Consider the following 15684-nt stretch of genomic DNA (forward strand, 5'->3'; position numbering starts at 1 on the left):
AGGTTACTTGTGACGACCTCCCATATCCGACGCGAAATTCATAATAAGCAATGGCCCACTTGGATGGTTGCGAAAGCCCATTAAAAAGACCAAAATATCGCCCAAAATGGAGCACCAAATAATGCAAAGTATCTTGGCCGACATCGCCGTCAGCGTATCCGAATTGAAGAAAAATCCCTCAGCGGTATTGAGTGGTGCCCATGGATTGCCAGTCGCAGTTCTTAACCATAACAAGGTGATGGGCTATATGGTCCCCGCAGAGGTCTTCGAGGCCATGATGGAGCGTCTTGACGATCTCGATCTCGCCGACCTTATCAAGTCGCGCCAGCATGAAAAGCCCGTGCCGGTAGACATTGATGACCTTTAAGCTTGAGTTTCTGCCATCAGCATTGAAAGAGTGGGAAAAGCTGGGCCATACAATTCGTGACCAGTTGAAGAAGAAGCTTCAAGAGCGACTCAGCCTGCCAAGAGTTCCGGGTGATGCTTTGCATGGCATGCCGGACCACTACAAGATCAAACTGCGCAGCGCAGGTTATCGACTGGTGTATCGGGTCGAAGATGACCGAGTGGTCGTTACTGTGGTCGCGGTTGGTAAGCGGGAGCGTGGCGATGTGTACGCCGCAGCCGGGAACCGATGAGGTTCTTGCGTGAGACTCTACTGGGCCGCATTCGAACCTAGAACGATAATGCGTTCGCGGAGAAGCACAGCTCCAACAGACGATCACAAAACCTGTGGGAGCCGGGCTTGCCCGCGATAAGAACACCGCATATATCAGGTCTGTCGCGTCCAGCCTTATCGCGGGCAAGCCTCGCTCCCACAGGTTTTTTGATCACCTGTGGGAGCGAAGCCTGGCAGAAGAACTTTTACTTCTTCAACCCCAACTTCTTCAACTCCTCATCGCGCAATTCGCGACGCAGGATCTTGCCGACGTTTGTAGTAGGCAGTGAGTCGCGGAACTCGACGCTACGCGGGACTTTGTAGCCGGTCAGGTTGGCGCGCATGTGCTCCATGACTTGATCCTTGGTCAGGGTCATGCCCGGTTTGACCACCACGAACACCTTGATCGCTTCGCCGGATTTATCGTCTGGAACGCCAATGGCCGCACACTGCACCACGCCCGGCAAGGTCGCCAGCACGTCTTCGAGCTCATTAGGGTAAACGTTGAAGCCGGAGATCAGGATCATGTCTTTCTTGCGATCGACAATCCGCATGTAGCCGTCGGGCTGGATTATTGCGATATCGCCGGTCTTGAGCCAGCCATCCGCGTCGATCATTTCATCGGTCGCGTCCTGACGCTCCCAATAGCCTTTCATCACCTGTGGGCCTTTGATGCACAGCTCGCCAACTTCACCCAGTGGCAAATCGTTGCCTGCGTCGTCGATGACTTTGCACAACGTCGAAGGCGCCGGAATGCCGATGGTGCCAATCTGGATATTCTGGTTAGGGTTGCAACTGGCTACCGGACTGGTTTCAGTCATGCCATAGCCTTCGCAAATGGCGCAGCCAGTCACTTCTTTCCAGCGTTCGGCAGCGGCCAGTTGCAAGGCCATGCCGCCGGACAGCGTCACTTTCAGGCCCGAGAAATCCAGATTGCGAAACTCAGGGCTATTGCACAGCGCCACGAACAACGTATTGAGGCCGACAAACCCAGTGAACTTCCACTTGGAAAGCTCCTTGACCATGGCGGGCAGGTCACGCGGGTTGCTGATCAGGATGTTGTGGTTGCCGATCAACATCATCGACATGCAGTGAAAGGTGAAGGCATAGATGTGATAGAGCGGCAGCGGCGTGATCACCACTTCGCTGCCTTCATTCATGTTCGAGCTCATCAAGGCCTTGCACTGCAACATGTTGGCGATCAGGTTGCGGTGGGTAAGCATCGCGCCTTTGGCCACGCCGGTGGTGCCGCCGGTGTATTGCAGCACCGCAACGTCATTGCTGGCCGGTACGGCCTCGGTGAAGGAAAGGCCACGGCCTTTTTTAAGCACTTCATTGAATTTGACTGCCGCCGGCAAGTGGTAAGCCGGAACCATCTTCTTCACGTACTTGATAACGCTGTTGATCAACAGGCGCTTGAGCGTCGGCAGCATGTCCGCCACTTCGGTGACAATCACATGCTTGACGCTAGTCTTGGGCACGACCTTTTCAGCCAGATGCGCCATGTTCGCCAGGCAGACCAGCGCCTTGGCACCGGAGTCCTTGAACTGGTGTTCCATTTCCCGCGCGGTATACAGCGGGTTGGTATTGACCACGATCAGACCGGCGCGCAAGGCACCGAATACGGTAATGGGGTATTGCAGGACGTTGGGCAACTGCACGGCGATACGATCACCGGGCTGCAAATCGGTATGGTGCTGAATCCAGGCGGCAAAAGCGCCCGACTTTTCATACAGCTCACCATAGGTGAGGGTCTGGCCCAGATTGGTGAACGCCGGCTTGCTGGCGAAACGCTCGCAAGACTGCTTCAATACGGCCTGGACGTTGGGGTATTCGTCAGGATTGATCTCGGCAGGTATGCCAGACGGATACTTGTCCTTCCAGAAGTTTTCAATCATGGAAGCCGGGCTCCTCAGCGACAGCGAATTCTTCACACCGCTTGAATGCGATGATTTTTTTGTGTTTTGGAATTGTGCAGTTCACGCTTTGTTGCTTAATGACGGGTCAAAAGCGGGCCGAGAGTAGCAGCTTTGCAAATGGCCGCCTAGAGGCAAGGAAGGCCTCTTCAGTCACTTAAATGACTCAAGAATTCATAGCAGTCACGTTTAGAGTTTTAATTCTATTTGTCGCTAGTCGGGCTAGGATAGCCGGGTTAGAGCTGCTGAAAGAAATCCCATTTTTCAAATACATTCTGTGGGAGCAGAGCTTGCTCGCGATAAGGCTGGACGCGATTCACTTCAGATCCAGTCCAGCCTTATCGCGAGCAAGCTCTGCTCCTATCAAACAAGAAAATAACTACCTGATCTGGAATGCATTTTCTGTAGGAGTGAGCTTGCTCGCGATAGCTTCAGCACAGGCAATATATTCATCGACCAACAGATCGAATCGCGAGCAAGCTCACTCCTACAGGTCCCGTGTTTGCTGCGCGACAGCGTGGTGTCAGGGACACCGGGGCAGCTCCCACAGGAATCACTGATGATGTGGGACTGGCTTTAGCCGGGAGAGCACCCTTTCAGCCGATAAAAATGCATCGACCTTAGTGGCCTCCTCCCGGCTAAAGCCGGTCCTACGGAAATCCAGCAATCTACGTATTGCTCAAGCGAGATCCCGCAACTCCCTCCTGAGAATCTTGCCCACCGGCGTCATAGGCAACGACTCGCGCAGCACGATCTGTTTGGGCACTTTGTAGCCGGTGAAGTTTTCTTTGCAGAACAGCTTCAGTTCTTCAACGCTGACGCCGCCTTCGCGAGGCACCACAAACAGTTTTACCGCCTCCCCCGAGCGCTCGTCCGGCACGCCAATCACGGCGCAGTTGGCGACGCCCGGATGCCCCATCACCACATCTTCAATTTCATTCGGGTAGACATTGAAACCCGACACGATGATCAGGTCCTTCTTGCGATCGACGATGCTGACAAAGCCATCGGCTTCGATCACTGCGATGTCACCGCTCTTGAACCAGCCATCTGCGTCGAGCGCTTCGGCGGTGGCCTCTGGACGTTGCCAGTAACCGAGCATCACCTGCGGGCCTTTAATGCACAGCTCGCCGCGTTCGCCTGACGGCAACTCGTTACCCGCATCATCAATGACCTTCATCAACGTGCCTGGCACGGGAATGCCAACCGTACCAAGACGCGCATACTCGCCATAAGGATTGGCGCTGGCAACGGGCGAGGTTTCGGTCAAACCATAGCCTTCGACAATTCGGCAGCCGGTCATCTGCTCCCAGCGCTCCGCGGTGGCCTTGACCAGCGCCGTGCCGCCGGAATTGGTGCTTTTCAGGCTGGAGAAATCCAGCGACTTGAAGTCCGGGTGATTCATCAAGGCCACGAACAGCGTGTTGAGGCCGATCATCGCCGTGAATCGCCACTGGCCAAGCTCCTTGATGAAGCCGCCAATGTCTCGCGGATTGGTAATCAGAATGTTGTGATTGCCGCTGACCATCATGCACATGCAATTCGCTGTGAATGCATAGATGTGATACAGCGGCAGCGGCGCGATCATGATCTCCTTGCCTTCCTGGAACACTGGTTGCCCGTCGCTGCCATGCTGCAACATACAGGCGTAAACCTGCTGCATGTTGGCGACGAGATTTCCATGGCTGAGCATCGCGCCTTTGGCCAGGCCGGTGGTGCCGCCGGTGTATTGCAGCACCGCGATGTCACTGAGTTGCAGGGCCACTGGATTCAATCGATGGCCTTGCCCCTGATGCAGTGCAGCTTTGAAACGGGTTGCCTGCGGCAAGTGATAGGCCGGGACCAGCTTCTTGACCTTGTCGACGATGGTGTTGATCAGCCAGCCTTTGGCGGTCGACTGCATGTCGCCCATCTTCACTTCGATCAGGTACTTAATGTCGGTATCGGGCAGCACTTCCTGGACGAGCTTGCCGAACATGTTCAGATAAACCAGCGCCCGGGCGCCGGAATCCTTGAACTGGTGGCGCATTTCCCGCGCGGTGTACAAGGGGTTGGTGTTGACTACGATCAGGCCGGCGCGCAAGGCACCGAATACGGCAATCGGGTACTGCAGCAGGTTGGGCATCTGCACTGCGATGCGATCACCGGGTTTGAGGTCAGTATTCCGCTGCAGCCATGCCGCAAAGGCGGCGGAATGGCGATCCAGGTCAGCATAAGTCAGGGTCACCCCCATGTTGGTGAACGCCGGGCGGTCGGCAAACTTGCGACAGCTGCGTTCGAATACTTCAACAACCGACATGTACGCCAGCAAATCCACTTCGGACGGCACGCCTGCCGGTCGCTTGTCGCTCCAGAAATCAGGTTGCATTGTTTTTATCCTCTTACCTGAGATTACCTGAGACTGTCTGACCCACGATGATGGCGCGGGGACTTCGCGGACGTTAGCAGCTAAAACAGGGAAGGCAAACAGAGAAGGTCGCGACATCATTACCATGAATTACAGAGCTGGCCGGTCTGCAATTCTTCAGTCACTCTACACTCCACAAACAGAGCGTTTTAACGCCGTTCCTACCGTTTCCGGAGTTGTCATGAAACATCAGCCGTTCTGGCTCGACGCCAGCGACCGAAGCCGTCTGTACGTCAACGTATGGTTACCTGAGGTCGAGCCAAAAGCGGTGGTCATGCTGTCTCACGGCATGGCCGAACACAGCGGCAGATATGCGCGCCTGGGCATGGCACTGGGCGAAGCCGGGTATGCACTGTATGCCCACGACCAGCGCGGCCATGGCAAGACCGCTGATCAAGGCATGCTCGGCCATTACGCTGACGAACAGGGCTGGGCAAAAGTAGTCGGCGATCTGGCCAGCGTCACTCAAACCATTGGCCAACGGCATCCCGACGTACCGGTTTTCCTGCTGGGCCACAGCATGGGCAGCTACATCGCCCAAGCTTATTTACAGCACCACGGCGCAGGCCTGCAGGGAGCGATCCTAAGCGGCTCCAATTTCCAGCCAGTCGCCCTGTATCGCGGCGCTCGCGTGATCGCCCGCCTGGAGCGCTTTCGCCAGGGCAACACAGGCCGTAGCCGACTGATCGAATGGCTTTCGTTTGGCTCATTCAACAACGCGTTCAAACCGGCACGTACCTGTTTTGACTGGCTCAGCCGCGATCCTGATGAGGTCGACAAGTATGCGCTGGACCCATTGTGCGGCTTTCGTTGCACCAATCAACTCTGGCTGGACATGCTTGCCGGTCTGCAGCAAATCAGCAAGCGGTCGAATCTGGCGCAGATCGATCCGGGCTTGCCGTTGCTGGTAATTGGCGGCGAATGTGATCCGGTGAGTGATGGCAAGCGTCTGAAGGATCTTGCCGACGCATTGGTCGCGGCAGGCCACCAGATGTTACAACTGAAGATCTACCCGCAGGCGCGGCATGAACTGCTCAACGAAACCAATCGTGATGAAGTCACCCGTGATCTAATCGACTGGCTGGAACAGGCAATGCATCAGCCAAGACCGCGTCGGGCGGAATAAACGCTGCGTTTGACATCAATATTCAATTTTCAGGATCACTCATGACCCAGGTTACCAACACGCCGTACGAAGCCCTCGAAGTCGGTCAGACCGCCTCATACAGCAAGACTGTCGAAGAACGTGATATCCAGTTGTTCGCCGCGATGTCGGGCGACCACAACCCGGTCCACCTCGACGCTGAATACGCGGCCTCGACCATGTTCAAAGAGCGCATCGCCCACGGCATGTTCAGCGGCGCATTGATCAGCGCTGCAGTGGCCTGCGAGCTGCCTGGGCCGGGCACGATCTATCTCGGTCAGCAGATGACCTTTCAGAAGCCGGTCAAACTGGGCGATACCCTGACTGTGCGTCTGGAGATTCTGGAAAAGCTGCCTAAATTCCGCGTGCGCATCGCGACCCGCGTGTTCAATCAGCGTGATGAGCTGGTGGTAGACGGCGAAGCCGAAATTCTTGCGCCACGCAAACAGCAGACCGTGACGTTGACGACGTTGCCAGCGATCAGCATCGGCTGATACGGACCATTGTAGGAGCTGCCGAAGGCTGCGAAGGCGGTGTATCAGACCCACCTTTTTCGCAGCCTTCGGCAGCTCCTACAGACATAGCCAATCAAAAAAGCAAAAAAATGGGCGACCGAAGTCGCCCAAAATGCCTTGCGTGCTCTTTTTACTGGAAGGCCTCTGCTCGAGTCCTTCCAGATGAATAGTCCCTGTTCAATAGGACTAGATTAACCAGATGCGCACGGACAGGAATTGACCCAGATCAATAGCACCGCACGCTTTGTTCTAGAGGGCATGGATATCTGATTGGGTCAAAGATATTGGAGGGTTCAGCGGATCACTGTTGGAGCGAGGCTTGCCCGCGAAGAACGATATTGCGGTGTGTCTGACTTACCAAATCGACTGCTCGCGGGCAAGCCTCGCTCCAACAGGACTGTGTTTGCTGCGCGACAGCGCCGCGGCGAAGGCGCGGCGGTCCCTCCTACAGGAAATGTACTCGGTGCGGACAGGCGCCTAGCGTTTCTTGGGCTTGTTTTTCGATTTTTTCTTGCCCTTGGCCAAAGGCATCGCCTGTTCGAATGCATCGCGCATTTCGTTGAGGCGTTTATCTTTCAGATCGTGTATCCGCTTGGCGCGCTCTGCGCCCAGGTCGATCAGGTTTTCATCTGCGCTCATGGACAACAACTCTCGAACACTGGGAAGTGGGCCAATAATGCGCAATCGCAGTGGCTATGACCAGTGGCTATCCGACAAGAAAAACCACCTTTGTTCACGCCAATCCTTTTTTGACGGCACAATTGCCGGTCAGCGCTGCTTATCAAAGGACCGAATACTCGTGCACTCAACCTATTCAGCCCCCTTGCCATTACCGGCATTGCATGGCGACCTGCCGCCGATGCTGACGCTGCGTGCCTTCGAGGCCGTGGCGCGGCATCTGAGTTTCATCAATGCAGCCCGCGAGTTGTCAGTGACGCAAAGCGCTTTAAGTCATCAGGTTCACAAACTGGAAGAGTTTCTCGAGTGCCGCCTTTTTATCCGTCGCACTCGCGCCATCGAACTGACCGAGGCAGGACGCGCTTATCAGCTACAGGTTCGACAGGCACTGGAAGGCATTGCCGCAGCGACGCGCATTATTCGCCATACCGCGCCCGCGCCCAGCGTATTGCGTATCGGCCTGCTCGCCTCGTTTGCAACGATGTGGCTGGCACCGCGTCTGTCCAGCTTCATCTCGGCCAATCCGGATATCCGCGTCGAGCTGGTGCCGTCCTACGATCTGGCCGATGTGGCGGGTGGCGAAGTGGCGCTCGCGATCCGCTACGGCAAAGGTGGCTGGCCCAACGTCAATGCAACGCGCTTGATGAACGAACGTCTTTTCCCGGTGTGCAGCCCACAGTACAAAGCCGATTGGCTCGCAGCGCAACAGGGTGTCAAACTGCCTGGACTGGCGCCAGGCCCTTTGCTTACTGCTCAGGCGACCATTCCGTTCGAATGGCTGGACTGGGCCAGACAGGTGCGTATCGATATCAGCCAGCTGTCGAGTCTGATGCTGCACGACTACAACATCGTGGTTGAGGCAGCGGTCTCCGGACAGGGCATCGCCATGGGGCGTGATCGACTGATCAATCGGCGCTTGCTGGATGGCTCGTTGGTGCAGTTGCTGAACGGCGCCGTATATGAAGGGGAAATCGGCTACTGGCTGGTAACCGGCGACGAGCCACTGAATAGCGCCGCACAACGCTTCGCCGACTGGCTGATCGCAGCGAGCCGCGAGAATGATTGAGCAATATCGATACGTAGGGTGAAATCTTTCAGTTTGTCGGACTGATCGCCGCCTTTCATTGTGCGCTCATCTTTATAGGGAGAGCGCCCAATGAACAACAGCCTGCGCGAGCAACTCGAAAAACTGGACCTGCAGCTTCCGACTCCGGACAGCCCGGCCGGCAACTACGTCAGCACAGTGGTCAGCCAGAACCTGCTGTACGTGTCGGGACAGATCCCCATGGTTGACGGTCAGCCCGCTTTCATCGGCCGGGTGGGTGACACGCTGAGCGAAGAGCAAGGCATCGCAGCGGCAGAACTGGCAGCCCTGGGATTGCTGGCTCAACTGGATTCGGTGATTGGCGACGATCTGTCGAAGCTGGTGCAAATCGTGAGGCTGGGCGTGTTCGTCGCATGCCCCAGCGACTTCACGCGACAGGGCGCCGTGGGCAACGGCGCCTCGAATCTGCTGGTCAGTGTGCTTGGCAAAGCCGGTCAACACGTCCGCACCTCGGTCGGGGTTTCCAGCCTGCCCGTTGGTGTAGCAGTCGAAGTGGACGCCATCTTCGAGCTGAGACCATGAGTCAGACGTTGACCGAAGCGCACATCCAGACGCTGCGTGCCGCGACGCCTGGCTGCCAGCAAGTGATCCATTTCAATCATTCCGGGGCGTCGCTGCCGAGTCAGGCAACCGTGACGGCAATGATCGAGCACATGAACCGCGAAGCCAGCCAGGGTCCTATGGAAGCCGCGGCACAGGGCGAGATGCTGCTGGAAAACGCCCGCAACACCGCTGCGCGGTTGATCAACTGCGCGCCCTCCTCCATTGCATTTCTGGGCAGCGGCTCTGCGGCGTGGGGCATGGCTTTCAGCGCACTGGGAGCATGGCGTCGCGGAGACCGCATTCTCGTCGGGCGTCACGAATGGGGCGGCAACCTGGCTTGCATGGCCCAGGCCTTCGCCGCCGGAGCCAGCCTGGAAGTGATCCCATGCGATGAGAGTGGTGCGGTGTCGGTGTCCGCGCTGGAAGCGATGATCGATGAGCGTGTGCGTTTGATTTCTCTGACATGGCTACCGGCCAACGGTGGCCTGATCAACCCGGCTGCCGCCATCGGCACAATAGCGAAACGGTACGGTATTCCTTACTTCATCGATGCCGGTCAGGCATTGGGACAAATCAGCGTTGATGTGCAGGCGCTGGGCTGCGATGTGCTCAAGGGTGCCTGCCGCAAGTTCCTGCGCGGTCCTCGAGGTACGGCCTTGCTGTACATCCGCGAGGGTTTCGTCGAACAACTTCAGCCGCCATTCGTTGACGTTCTTTCCGCGCCCCGAAACGGCGAAAGTTTTACTCCGCGCAACGACGCTCGACGTTTTGAAACCAGCGAAATGTCGCTGACGCTGATCGCCGGTTTGAATAACGCACTGAGCGAAGTGGAAGCATTGGGCGTAGCGCCTGTCCGCCAGCGTATTCGGCAATTGTCGTCATTGTTGAGGAAGCGCATGGCAGAAGTCGCAGGACTGAAGCTACAGGACCTTGGCGAAGCGCATGATCACTCGGGGCTTGTTTCATTCACGCTGGAGGGCTGGGACGCCCCGGAGATAAAAAAGGAATTAGCCATGAATGGGATAAACATCGGCGCCAATGGCGTGGCTTATACGCCGCTGGACATGCAGGCCAGAGGGCTGGTGAACATTGCGCGGATTTCGGTCAGTCATTTGAACACTGAAAGCGAGATAGAGACGTTGCTCACGGCATTGCGCGAAATGAGCAACGGACAGCGGAAAACAGCCTAGACCTGAACGTCGACCCAAAGCCCCTGGCGCGGCTCGTCATCAATCAGTGGCACAACCGGAACGGTGTTGTCGGCATTCAGCGCAACACCGGGGACGGCCAGATGTTCAGGCTCGTCGTAACCTTCTTCGCGGCGACGCTGCTGTTCTTCGTGGCGTTGCTGCTCTTCGCGCAACAGCCAAGCGTTGCGCTGCTCTTCTTCGTTGCGCAAGTCGATATTGGTTTCGCCAGAACTGGCCTGCACCGGCGCCACAGGAGGAATGTCAGGTACCTGCCGGGCCGGATCCAGTTGTGACGTCACGGGTACCACACTCAGGGGAAGCGTCGGCTGCAACATTATTAGTTCTCCTTTTGAGTGGATGTCGGCCAAGCGTCTACCGACTTGACCCCGTAAATGAGAAACTTTCGACTCTGTTTTTGGTAACTAGTGCCTTTAACAGGCTTAAATTGTTGCAAGGGCGTTTAAATACAGGTGTTTTGTCACTGTACCTTTGGCCTGGGCAGCGTGTTCCGTTAACATAGTCGGCTTTTTCAAAGCGGGAGACAGGCAGCATGGCGCAGCAGTATCAACCGGGGCAACGCTGGATTAGCGACAGCGAAGCCGAGCTGGGTTTGGGCACCGTTCTGGCACAGGACGGCCGCTTGTTGACCGTGCTCTACCCGGCCACTGGCGACACACGTCAGTACGCACTGCGAAATGCACCTTTGACGCGCGTGCGCTTCTCTCCAGGCGATGTGATCACTCACTTCGAAAACTGGAAGATGACCGTCCGTGAAGTCGATGACGTTGATGGCCTGCTGGTCTACCACGGCCTGAACGCGCAAAACGAAGCCGTCACCCTGCCGGAAACCCAGCTGTCGAACTTCATCCAGTTCCGTCTGGCGACCGACCGCCTGTTTGCCGGGCAAATCGACCCGCTGGCCTGGTTCTCTCTGCGCTACCACACCCTGGAACACACCAGCCGCCAATTGCAGTCCTCTCTCTGGGGCCTGGGTGGCGTGCGTGCGCAACCCATCGCGCACCAGTTGCACATCGCCCGTGAAGTGGCTGATCGTATTGCGCCGCGGGTTCTGCTGGCGGACGAAGTGGGTCTGGGTAAAACCATCGAAGCCGGCCTGGTTATCCATCGCCAGCTGCTTTCGGGCCGCGCCAACCGCATTCTGATTCTGGTGCCGGAAAACCTTCAGCACCAATGGCTGGTGGAAATGCGCCGCCGTTTCAACCTGCAGGTCGCCCTGTTCGATGCCGAACGCTTTATCGAAAGCGATGCCAGCAACCCGTTCGAAGACACTCAACTGGCGCTGGTTGCGCTGGAATGGCTGGTCGAAGACGAGAAAGCTCAGGACGCACTGTTTGCTGCTGGCTGGGACCTGCTGGTCGTCGACGAAGCTCACCATCTGGTCTGGCATGAAGACAAGGCGAGCCCTGAATACTCGCTGGTCGAGCAACTCGCTGAAGTCATCCCGGGCGTACTGCTGCTGACCGCCACTCCGGAACAACTGGGCCAGGACAGCCACTTCGCGCGTCTGCGCCTGCTTGATCCAAACCGTTTCCATGATCTGCATGCGTTCCGCGCCGAGAGCGAAAACTATCGCCCGGTCGCTGAAGCCGTGCAGCAACTGCTCGACAAGGGCCGCCTCTCACCTGAAGCGCACAAGACCATCCATGGTTTCCTGGGTGCTGAAGGCGAAACCCTGCTGGCGGCCGTCAATGACGGCGACGAAGAAGCCAGTGCGCGCCTGATCCGCGAATTGCTTGACCGCCACGGCACTGGCCGGGTGCTGTTCCGTAATACCCGTGCCGCAGTGCAAGGTTTCCCGGAACGCAACCTGCACCAGTATCCACTGCCCTGCCCGGCTGAATACCTGGAACTGCCGCTTGGCGAACACGCAGACCTGTATCCGGAAGTCAGCTTCCAGGCACAGCCGGACGCCAGCGAAGAAGAACGCTGGTGGAAGTTCGACCCGCGTGTCGACTGGCTGATCGATACCCTGAAAATGCTCAAGCGCGTCAAGGTACTGGTGATCTGTGCTCACGCCGAGACCGCGATGGATCTGGAAGACGCCCTGCGCGTGCGCTCCGGCATTCCGGCCACGGTTTTCCACGAAGGCATGAACATCCTCGAACGCGACCGCGCTGCCGCGTACTTCGCTGACGAAGAGTTCGGTGCTCAAGTACTGATCTGTTCGGAAATCGGCAGTGAAGGTCGCAACTTCCAGTTCGCTCACCATCTGGTGCTGTTCGATCTGCCTGCACATCCGGACCTGCTGGAGCAGCGTATCGGTCGTCTGGACCGGATCGGCCAGAAACACACCATCGAACTGCACGTGCCATTCCTGGAAACCAGCCCGCAAGCGCGCCTGTTCCAGTGGTATCACGAAGCGCTGAACGCCTTCCTTAATACCTGCCCGACCGGCAACGCCCTGCAACATCAGTTCGGCCCACGCCTGCTGCCGTTGCTGGAAAGCGGTGACGACGATGAGTGGCAAGTGCTAATTGATGAGGCGCGTACCGAACGCGAGCGACTGGAAAGCGAACTGCACACCGGCCGCGATCGCCTTCTGGAGCTCAACTCTGGCGGCGCTGGCGAAGGTGAAGCACTGGTCGAAGCTATTCTGGAGCAGGACGATCAGTTCACTCTGCCGATTTACATGGAAACCCTGTTCAATGCGTTCGGCATCGACAGCGAAGACCATTCGGAAAACGCCCTGATCCTGCGCCCCAGCGAGAAGATGCTCGACGCCAGCTTCCCGCTCGGCGACGACGAAGGCGTGACCATCACTTACGACCGCAACCAGGCGCTGTCTCGTGAAGACATGCAGTTCATCACCTGGGAACACCCGATGGTGCAAGGCGGCATGGACCTGGTGCTGTCCGGCTCGATGGGTAACACCGCCGTGGCGCTGATCAAGAACAAGGCGCTCAAGCCCGGCACTGTCTTGCTGGAGTTGCTGTATGTGAGTGAAGTGGTTGCACCGCGCTCGCTGCAACTGGGTCGCTACCTGCCACCGGCCGCCCTGCGCTGCCTGCTTGATGGCAACGGCAACGACCTGTCGGGGCGCGTGTCCTTCACCACGTTGAATGATCAGTTGGAAAGCGTGCCACGTGCCAGCGCCAACAAATTCATTCAGGCTCAGCGCGACACGCTGAACCCGCAGATCAACGCCGGTGAAGCGAAGATCGCCCCGAAACATGCCGAACGCGTTGCTGAAGCCCAACGTCGTCTGGCAGCGGACACCGACGAAGAACTGGCCCGTCTGACCGCGCTGCAAGCCGTTAACCCAACCGTGCGCGACAGCGAACTGGTCGCGTTGCGCGAACAGCGCGAGCAAGGACTGGCCATGCTGGACAAGGCAGCGTTGCGCCTTGAAGCGATTCGGGTGTTGGTGGCGGGTTAATGGCCTGGCGATAAATCACCGCGCCCCAATCGCGAGCAAATTCAGCTCCTACGATCATCACCGGATCTGTGGGAGCCGAGCTTGCTCGCGATAAACGATAACGCGGTATACCTGCCTACTGCGCTGGCCTTATCGCGGGCAAGCCCGGCTCCCACAGAAGATCGCATACCCTGTTGGAGCGAGGTTTGCCGCGAAGCCGTCAATGCAATCCACTTATTCGCTCTTCGCGAGCAAGCTCAGCCCCCACGATCACCACCGGATCTGTGGGAGCCGAGCTTGCTCGCGATAAACGATAACGCGGTGTATCTGCCTACTGCGCTGGCCTTATCGCGGGCAAGCCCGGCTCCCACAGAAGATCGCATACCCTGTTGGAGCGAGGTTTGCCGCGAAGCCGTCAATGCAATCCACTTATTCGCTCTTCGCGAGCAAGCTCAGCCCCCACGATCACCACCGGTCCTGTGGGAGCCGAGCTTGCTCGCGATAAACGATAACGCGGTATATCTGCCTACTGCGCTGGCCTTATCGCGGGCAAGCCCGGCTCCCACAGAAGATCGCATACTCTGTTGGAGCTAGGCTTGATCTGGGCGGCATTCCAACGAAGCCGTCAATGAGGTGATTCAGATAAACCGCGTATTCATTCTTCGCGGGCAAGCCTCGCTCCAACAGAAGCCTCATCGCATTCATTCTCGCCCGGCTCATCCGCCACCATCCCCGCCTTCATCCTCGCTGCATCCCGACTGAAACACCGCGACGCCAGGTATAAAAATACCAGCGTCATGAACAGCGCCACCGGGATGAGATACATCGCGTCATGCAGACCAACCGCCTTGTAAACCTCGCTCATCTGCTCAGCGCCCGCTGCAGCCATGGCCGAATGGGCGAAGTGATCTGACAGCAAACCGACCACCACGGGACCCAGCCCGCCGCCCAGCAAATACAGCCCCGCGAAAAACAACGCCATCGCCGTCGCCCGCAACCTGGGCTCGACCACATCCTGAATCGCGGTGTAGACGCAGGTGTAGAAGTTGTATGCAAACAGCCACCCCAGGCTGAAAACTCCCACGAACACACCGATTTCAATGCGGCCCGCATGCAACGCATAGCCGGTCGCCAGCGTCGCAATCAACATGCTGCCCGCCGCGAACAACAGCCGGCCGTTGGCGAAACGTTGATGCAATTTGTCAGCAACCCAACCGCCCAGCGTCAACCCGATCAACCCCGTCACACCGACAATCATCCCGGTCGCCACCGCAGCGTCGTGCAAGGGCAGCAGAAAATAACGTTGCAGCATCGGCACCATGAAAGAGTTGCACGCATAGGTCGCAAAGTTGAACGTCAGCCCGGCCAGCACCAGCCAGCCAAAAGTCGGCACCGAGAGCACGCGACGAATCGGCTTTTCGATTTTCTCCTCGGACATGCGCACACTTTCCGCAGCACCCCGCTTGGGTTCACGGATGAAAAACATGAATAACGCCAGCACCAACCCCGGCACAGCCGCAATGAAAAACGGGGCCCGCCAGCTATCGAAGGCTGTCACCATCGCACCGATGGTGAAGAACGCCAGCAACAATCCCAAAGGCAGCCCCAACATGAAAATGCCCATGGCCCGGGCGCGTCGATGGGCGGGGAACAAATCACCGATCAGCGAGTTGGCCGCCGGTGCATAGCTGGCCTCGCCAATACCGACGCCCATTCGCACTAATAGAAAAGTCCAGAAACTGCCCGCCAGGCCGTTGACCGCCGTCAGCCCGCTCCACACTGCCAGGCCCCAGCCCATGATTTTCTTGCGCGAGCCGTTGTCGGCCATACGCCCCAGAGGCAGACCCGCGATGGCGTACACCAACGTGAACGCAGTACCGATGATTCCCAACTGGAAATCACTCAAGTGCCATTCCATGCGAATCGGCTCAATGATGATTGCCGGAATGGTGCGGTCAAAAAAGTTGAACAGGTTGGCCAGAAACAGCAAAAACAGAACACGCCAGGCATTGGACGCCTGTGGAGACAAAGGCTGCGGGGTGCCTTGCATGGTGGGGCTCCTTTTTATTGTTATAAAAACGCGTGAAGCTGGACATCACTAGTCAATCTAGGGCGCCATCGAATAGCTGTCTGTAAACATTCGCGAAAGAGA

At 57.5% G+C, this 15684-nt stretch carries 13 protein-coding genes; 8 read left to right on the forward strand and 5 right to left on the reverse strand.

Annotated elements, in window-relative coordinates; translation table 11 throughout:
- Window positions 1-121 precede the first annotated feature (121 nt).
- Window positions 122-367 (forward strand): type II toxin-antitoxin system Phd/YefM family antitoxin, encoded by a 246-nt coding sequence (locus K3169_RS23165; protein ID WP_027900067.1) that lies wholly within the window; start codon window positions 122-124, stop codon window positions 365-367.
- Entirely contained in the window at window positions 357-638 is a 282-nt protein-coding gene (locus K3169_RS23170; protein WP_027900068.1) for a type II toxin-antitoxin system RelE family toxin, read from the forward strand. Before K3169_RS23165 ends, K3169_RS23170 begins: the two co-directional genes overlap by 11 nt.
- Before the next feature lie 226 nt (window positions 639-864).
- Here the strand turns inward: K3169_RS23170 and fadD1 are convergent, their stop codons facing one another.
- Window positions 865-2556 (reverse strand): long-chain-fatty-acid--CoA ligase FadD1, encoded by a 1692-nt coding sequence (gene fadD1, locus K3169_RS23175; protein ID WP_122397383.1) that lies wholly within the window; start codon window positions 2554-2556, stop codon window positions 865-867.
- A gap of 697 nt (window positions 2557-3253) precedes the next feature.
- A complete protein-coding gene (gene fadD2 / locus K3169_RS23180) occupies window positions 3254-4942 on the reverse strand; it encodes a long-chain-fatty-acid--CoA ligase FadD2 (RefSeq protein ID WP_263268202.1) in 1689 nt (562 codons plus the stop codon).
- Between the two features lie 220 nt (window positions 4943-5162).
- Between fadD2 and K3169_RS23185 the strand changes: the two genes are divergently transcribed.
- Window positions 5163-6107 carry an alpha/beta hydrolase gene (locus K3169_RS23185; RefSeq protein WP_263268204.1) on the forward strand — a complete coding sequence of 315 codons (945 nt, stop codon included), beginning with the start codon at window positions 5163-5165 and terminating at the stop codon, window positions 6105-6107.
- Between the two features lie 41 nt (window positions 6108-6148).
- The gene (locus tag K3169_RS23190) at window positions 6149-6619 is read left to right on the forward strand and encodes a MaoC family dehydratase (protein WP_027900991.1); all 471 of its coding nucleotides are present in this window, start codon (window positions 6149-6151) and stop codon (window positions 6617-6619) included.
- 498 nt (window positions 6620-7117) lie between these two features.
- Here the strand turns inward: K3169_RS23190 and K3169_RS23195 are convergent, their stop codons facing one another.
- Window positions 7118-7279, reverse strand: a complete 162-nt coding sequence (locus K3169_RS23195) for a hypothetical protein (RefSeq protein WP_049827014.1) — start codon at window positions 7277-7279, stop codon at window positions 7118-7120.
- Between the two features lie 220 nt (window positions 7280-7499).
- On the opposite strand from K3169_RS23195, the gene K3169_RS23200 reads away from it, so the two are divergent.
- The 3 genes from K3169_RS23200 (at window position 7500) to K3169_RS23210 (ending at window position 10156) form a co-directional block, all read left to right on the forward strand.
- A complete protein-coding gene (locus K3169_RS23200) occupies window positions 7500-8384 on the forward strand; it encodes a LysR substrate-binding domain-containing protein (RefSeq protein WP_263272353.1) in 885 nt (294 codons plus the stop codon).
- 90 nt (window positions 8385-8474) lie between these two features.
- A complete protein-coding gene (locus tag K3169_RS23205; protein ID WP_027900993.1) occupies window positions 8475-8945 on the forward strand; it encodes a RidA family protein in 471 nt (156 codons plus the stop codon).
- Window positions 8942-10156: an aminotransferase class V-fold PLP-dependent enzyme gene (locus K3169_RS23210; protein WP_122397380.1), complete on the forward strand. Its 1215-nt coding sequence runs from the start codon at window positions 8942-8944 to the stop codon at window positions 10154-10156. Before K3169_RS23205 ends, K3169_RS23210 begins: the two co-directional genes overlap by 4 nt.
- Here the strand turns inward: K3169_RS23210 and K3169_RS23215 are convergent.
- Window positions 10153-10491: a hypothetical protein gene (locus tag K3169_RS23215; protein ID WP_027900995.1), complete on the reverse strand. Its 339-nt coding sequence runs from the start codon at window positions 10489-10491 to the stop codon at window positions 10153-10155. The genes K3169_RS23210 and K3169_RS23215 overlap by 4 nt on opposite strands.
- 215 nt (window positions 10492-10706) lie before the next feature.
- On the opposite strand from K3169_RS23215, the gene rapA reads away from it, so the two are divergent.
- Complete coding sequence (gene rapA, locus K3169_RS23220; RefSeq protein WP_122397379.1) at window positions 10707-13553, forward strand: RNA polymerase-associated protein RapA; 2847 nt, start codon at window positions 10707-10709, stop codon at window positions 13551-13553.
- A gap of 634 nt (window positions 13554-14187) precedes the next feature.
- Here rapA and K3169_RS23225 read toward each other — a convergent pair.
- Window positions 14188-15582 carry a spinster family MFS transporter gene (locus tag K3169_RS23225; RefSeq protein ID WP_231678232.1) on the reverse strand — a complete coding sequence of 465 codons (1395 nt, stop codon included), beginning with the start codon at window positions 15580-15582 and terminating at the stop codon, window positions 14188-14190.
- Window positions 15583-15684 lie beyond the last annotated feature (102 nt).

This window comes from Pseudomonas phytophila (assembly GCF_025643095.1).
Lineage (GTDB): Bacteria > Pseudomonadota > Gammaproteobacteria > Pseudomonadales > Pseudomonadaceae > Aquipseudomonas > Aquipseudomonas quasicaspiana.

What these genes read in the sequence shown, in the direction of transcription:
- K3169_RS23225 (WP_231678232.1), bottom strand. Translation starts at nt 15,582, where the DNA reads ATGCAAGGCACCCCGCAGCCTTTGTCTCCACAGGCGTCCAATGCCTGG.
- K3169_RS23210 (WP_122397380.1), top strand. Translation starts at nt 8,942, where the DNA reads ATGAGTCAGACGTTGACCGAAGCGCACATCCAGACGCTGCGTGCCGCG.
- K3169_RS23185 (WP_263268204.1), top strand. Translation starts at nt 5,163, where the DNA reads ATGAAACATCAGCCGTTCTGGCTCGACGCCAGCGACCGAAGCCGTCTG.
- K3169_RS23205 (WP_027900993.1), top strand. Translation starts at nt 8,475, where the DNA reads ATGAACAACAGCCTGCGCGAGCAACTCGAAAAACTGGACCTGCAGCTT.
- K3169_RS23170 (WP_027900068.1), top strand. Translation starts at nt 357, where the DNA reads ATGACCTTTAAGCTTGAGTTTCTGCCATCAGCATTGAAAGAGTGGGAA.
- K3169_RS23195 (WP_049827014.1), bottom strand. Translation starts at nt 7,279, where the DNA reads ATGAGCGCAGATGAAAACCTGATCGACCTGGGCGCAGAGCGCGCCAAG.
- fadD2 (WP_263268202.1), bottom strand. Translation starts at nt 4,942, where the DNA reads ATGCAACCTGATTTCTGGAGCGACAAGCGACCGGCAGGCGTGCCGTCC.
- K3169_RS23215 (WP_027900995.1), bottom strand. Translation starts at nt 10,491, where the DNA reads ATGTTGCAGCCGACGCTTCCCCTGAGTGTGGTACCCGTGACGTCACAA.
- fadD1 (WP_122397383.1), bottom strand. Translation starts at nt 2,556, where the DNA reads ATGATTGAAAACTTCTGGAAGGACAAGTATCCGTCTGGCATACCTGCC.
- rapA (WP_122397379.1), top strand. Translation starts at nt 10,707, where the DNA reads ATGGCGCAGCAGTATCAACCGGGGCAACGCTGGATTAGCGACAGCGAA.
- K3169_RS23165 (WP_027900067.1), top strand. Translation starts at nt 122, where the DNA reads ATGCAAAGTATCTTGGCCGACATCGCCGTCAGCGTATCCGAATTGAAG.
- K3169_RS23190 (WP_027900991.1), top strand. Translation starts at nt 6,149, where the DNA reads ATGACCCAGGTTACCAACACGCCGTACGAAGCCCTCGAAGTCGGTCAG.
- K3169_RS23200 (WP_263272353.1), top strand. Translation starts at nt 7,500, where the DNA reads ATGCTGACGCTGCGTGCCTTCGAGGCCGTGGCGCGGCATCTGAGTTTC.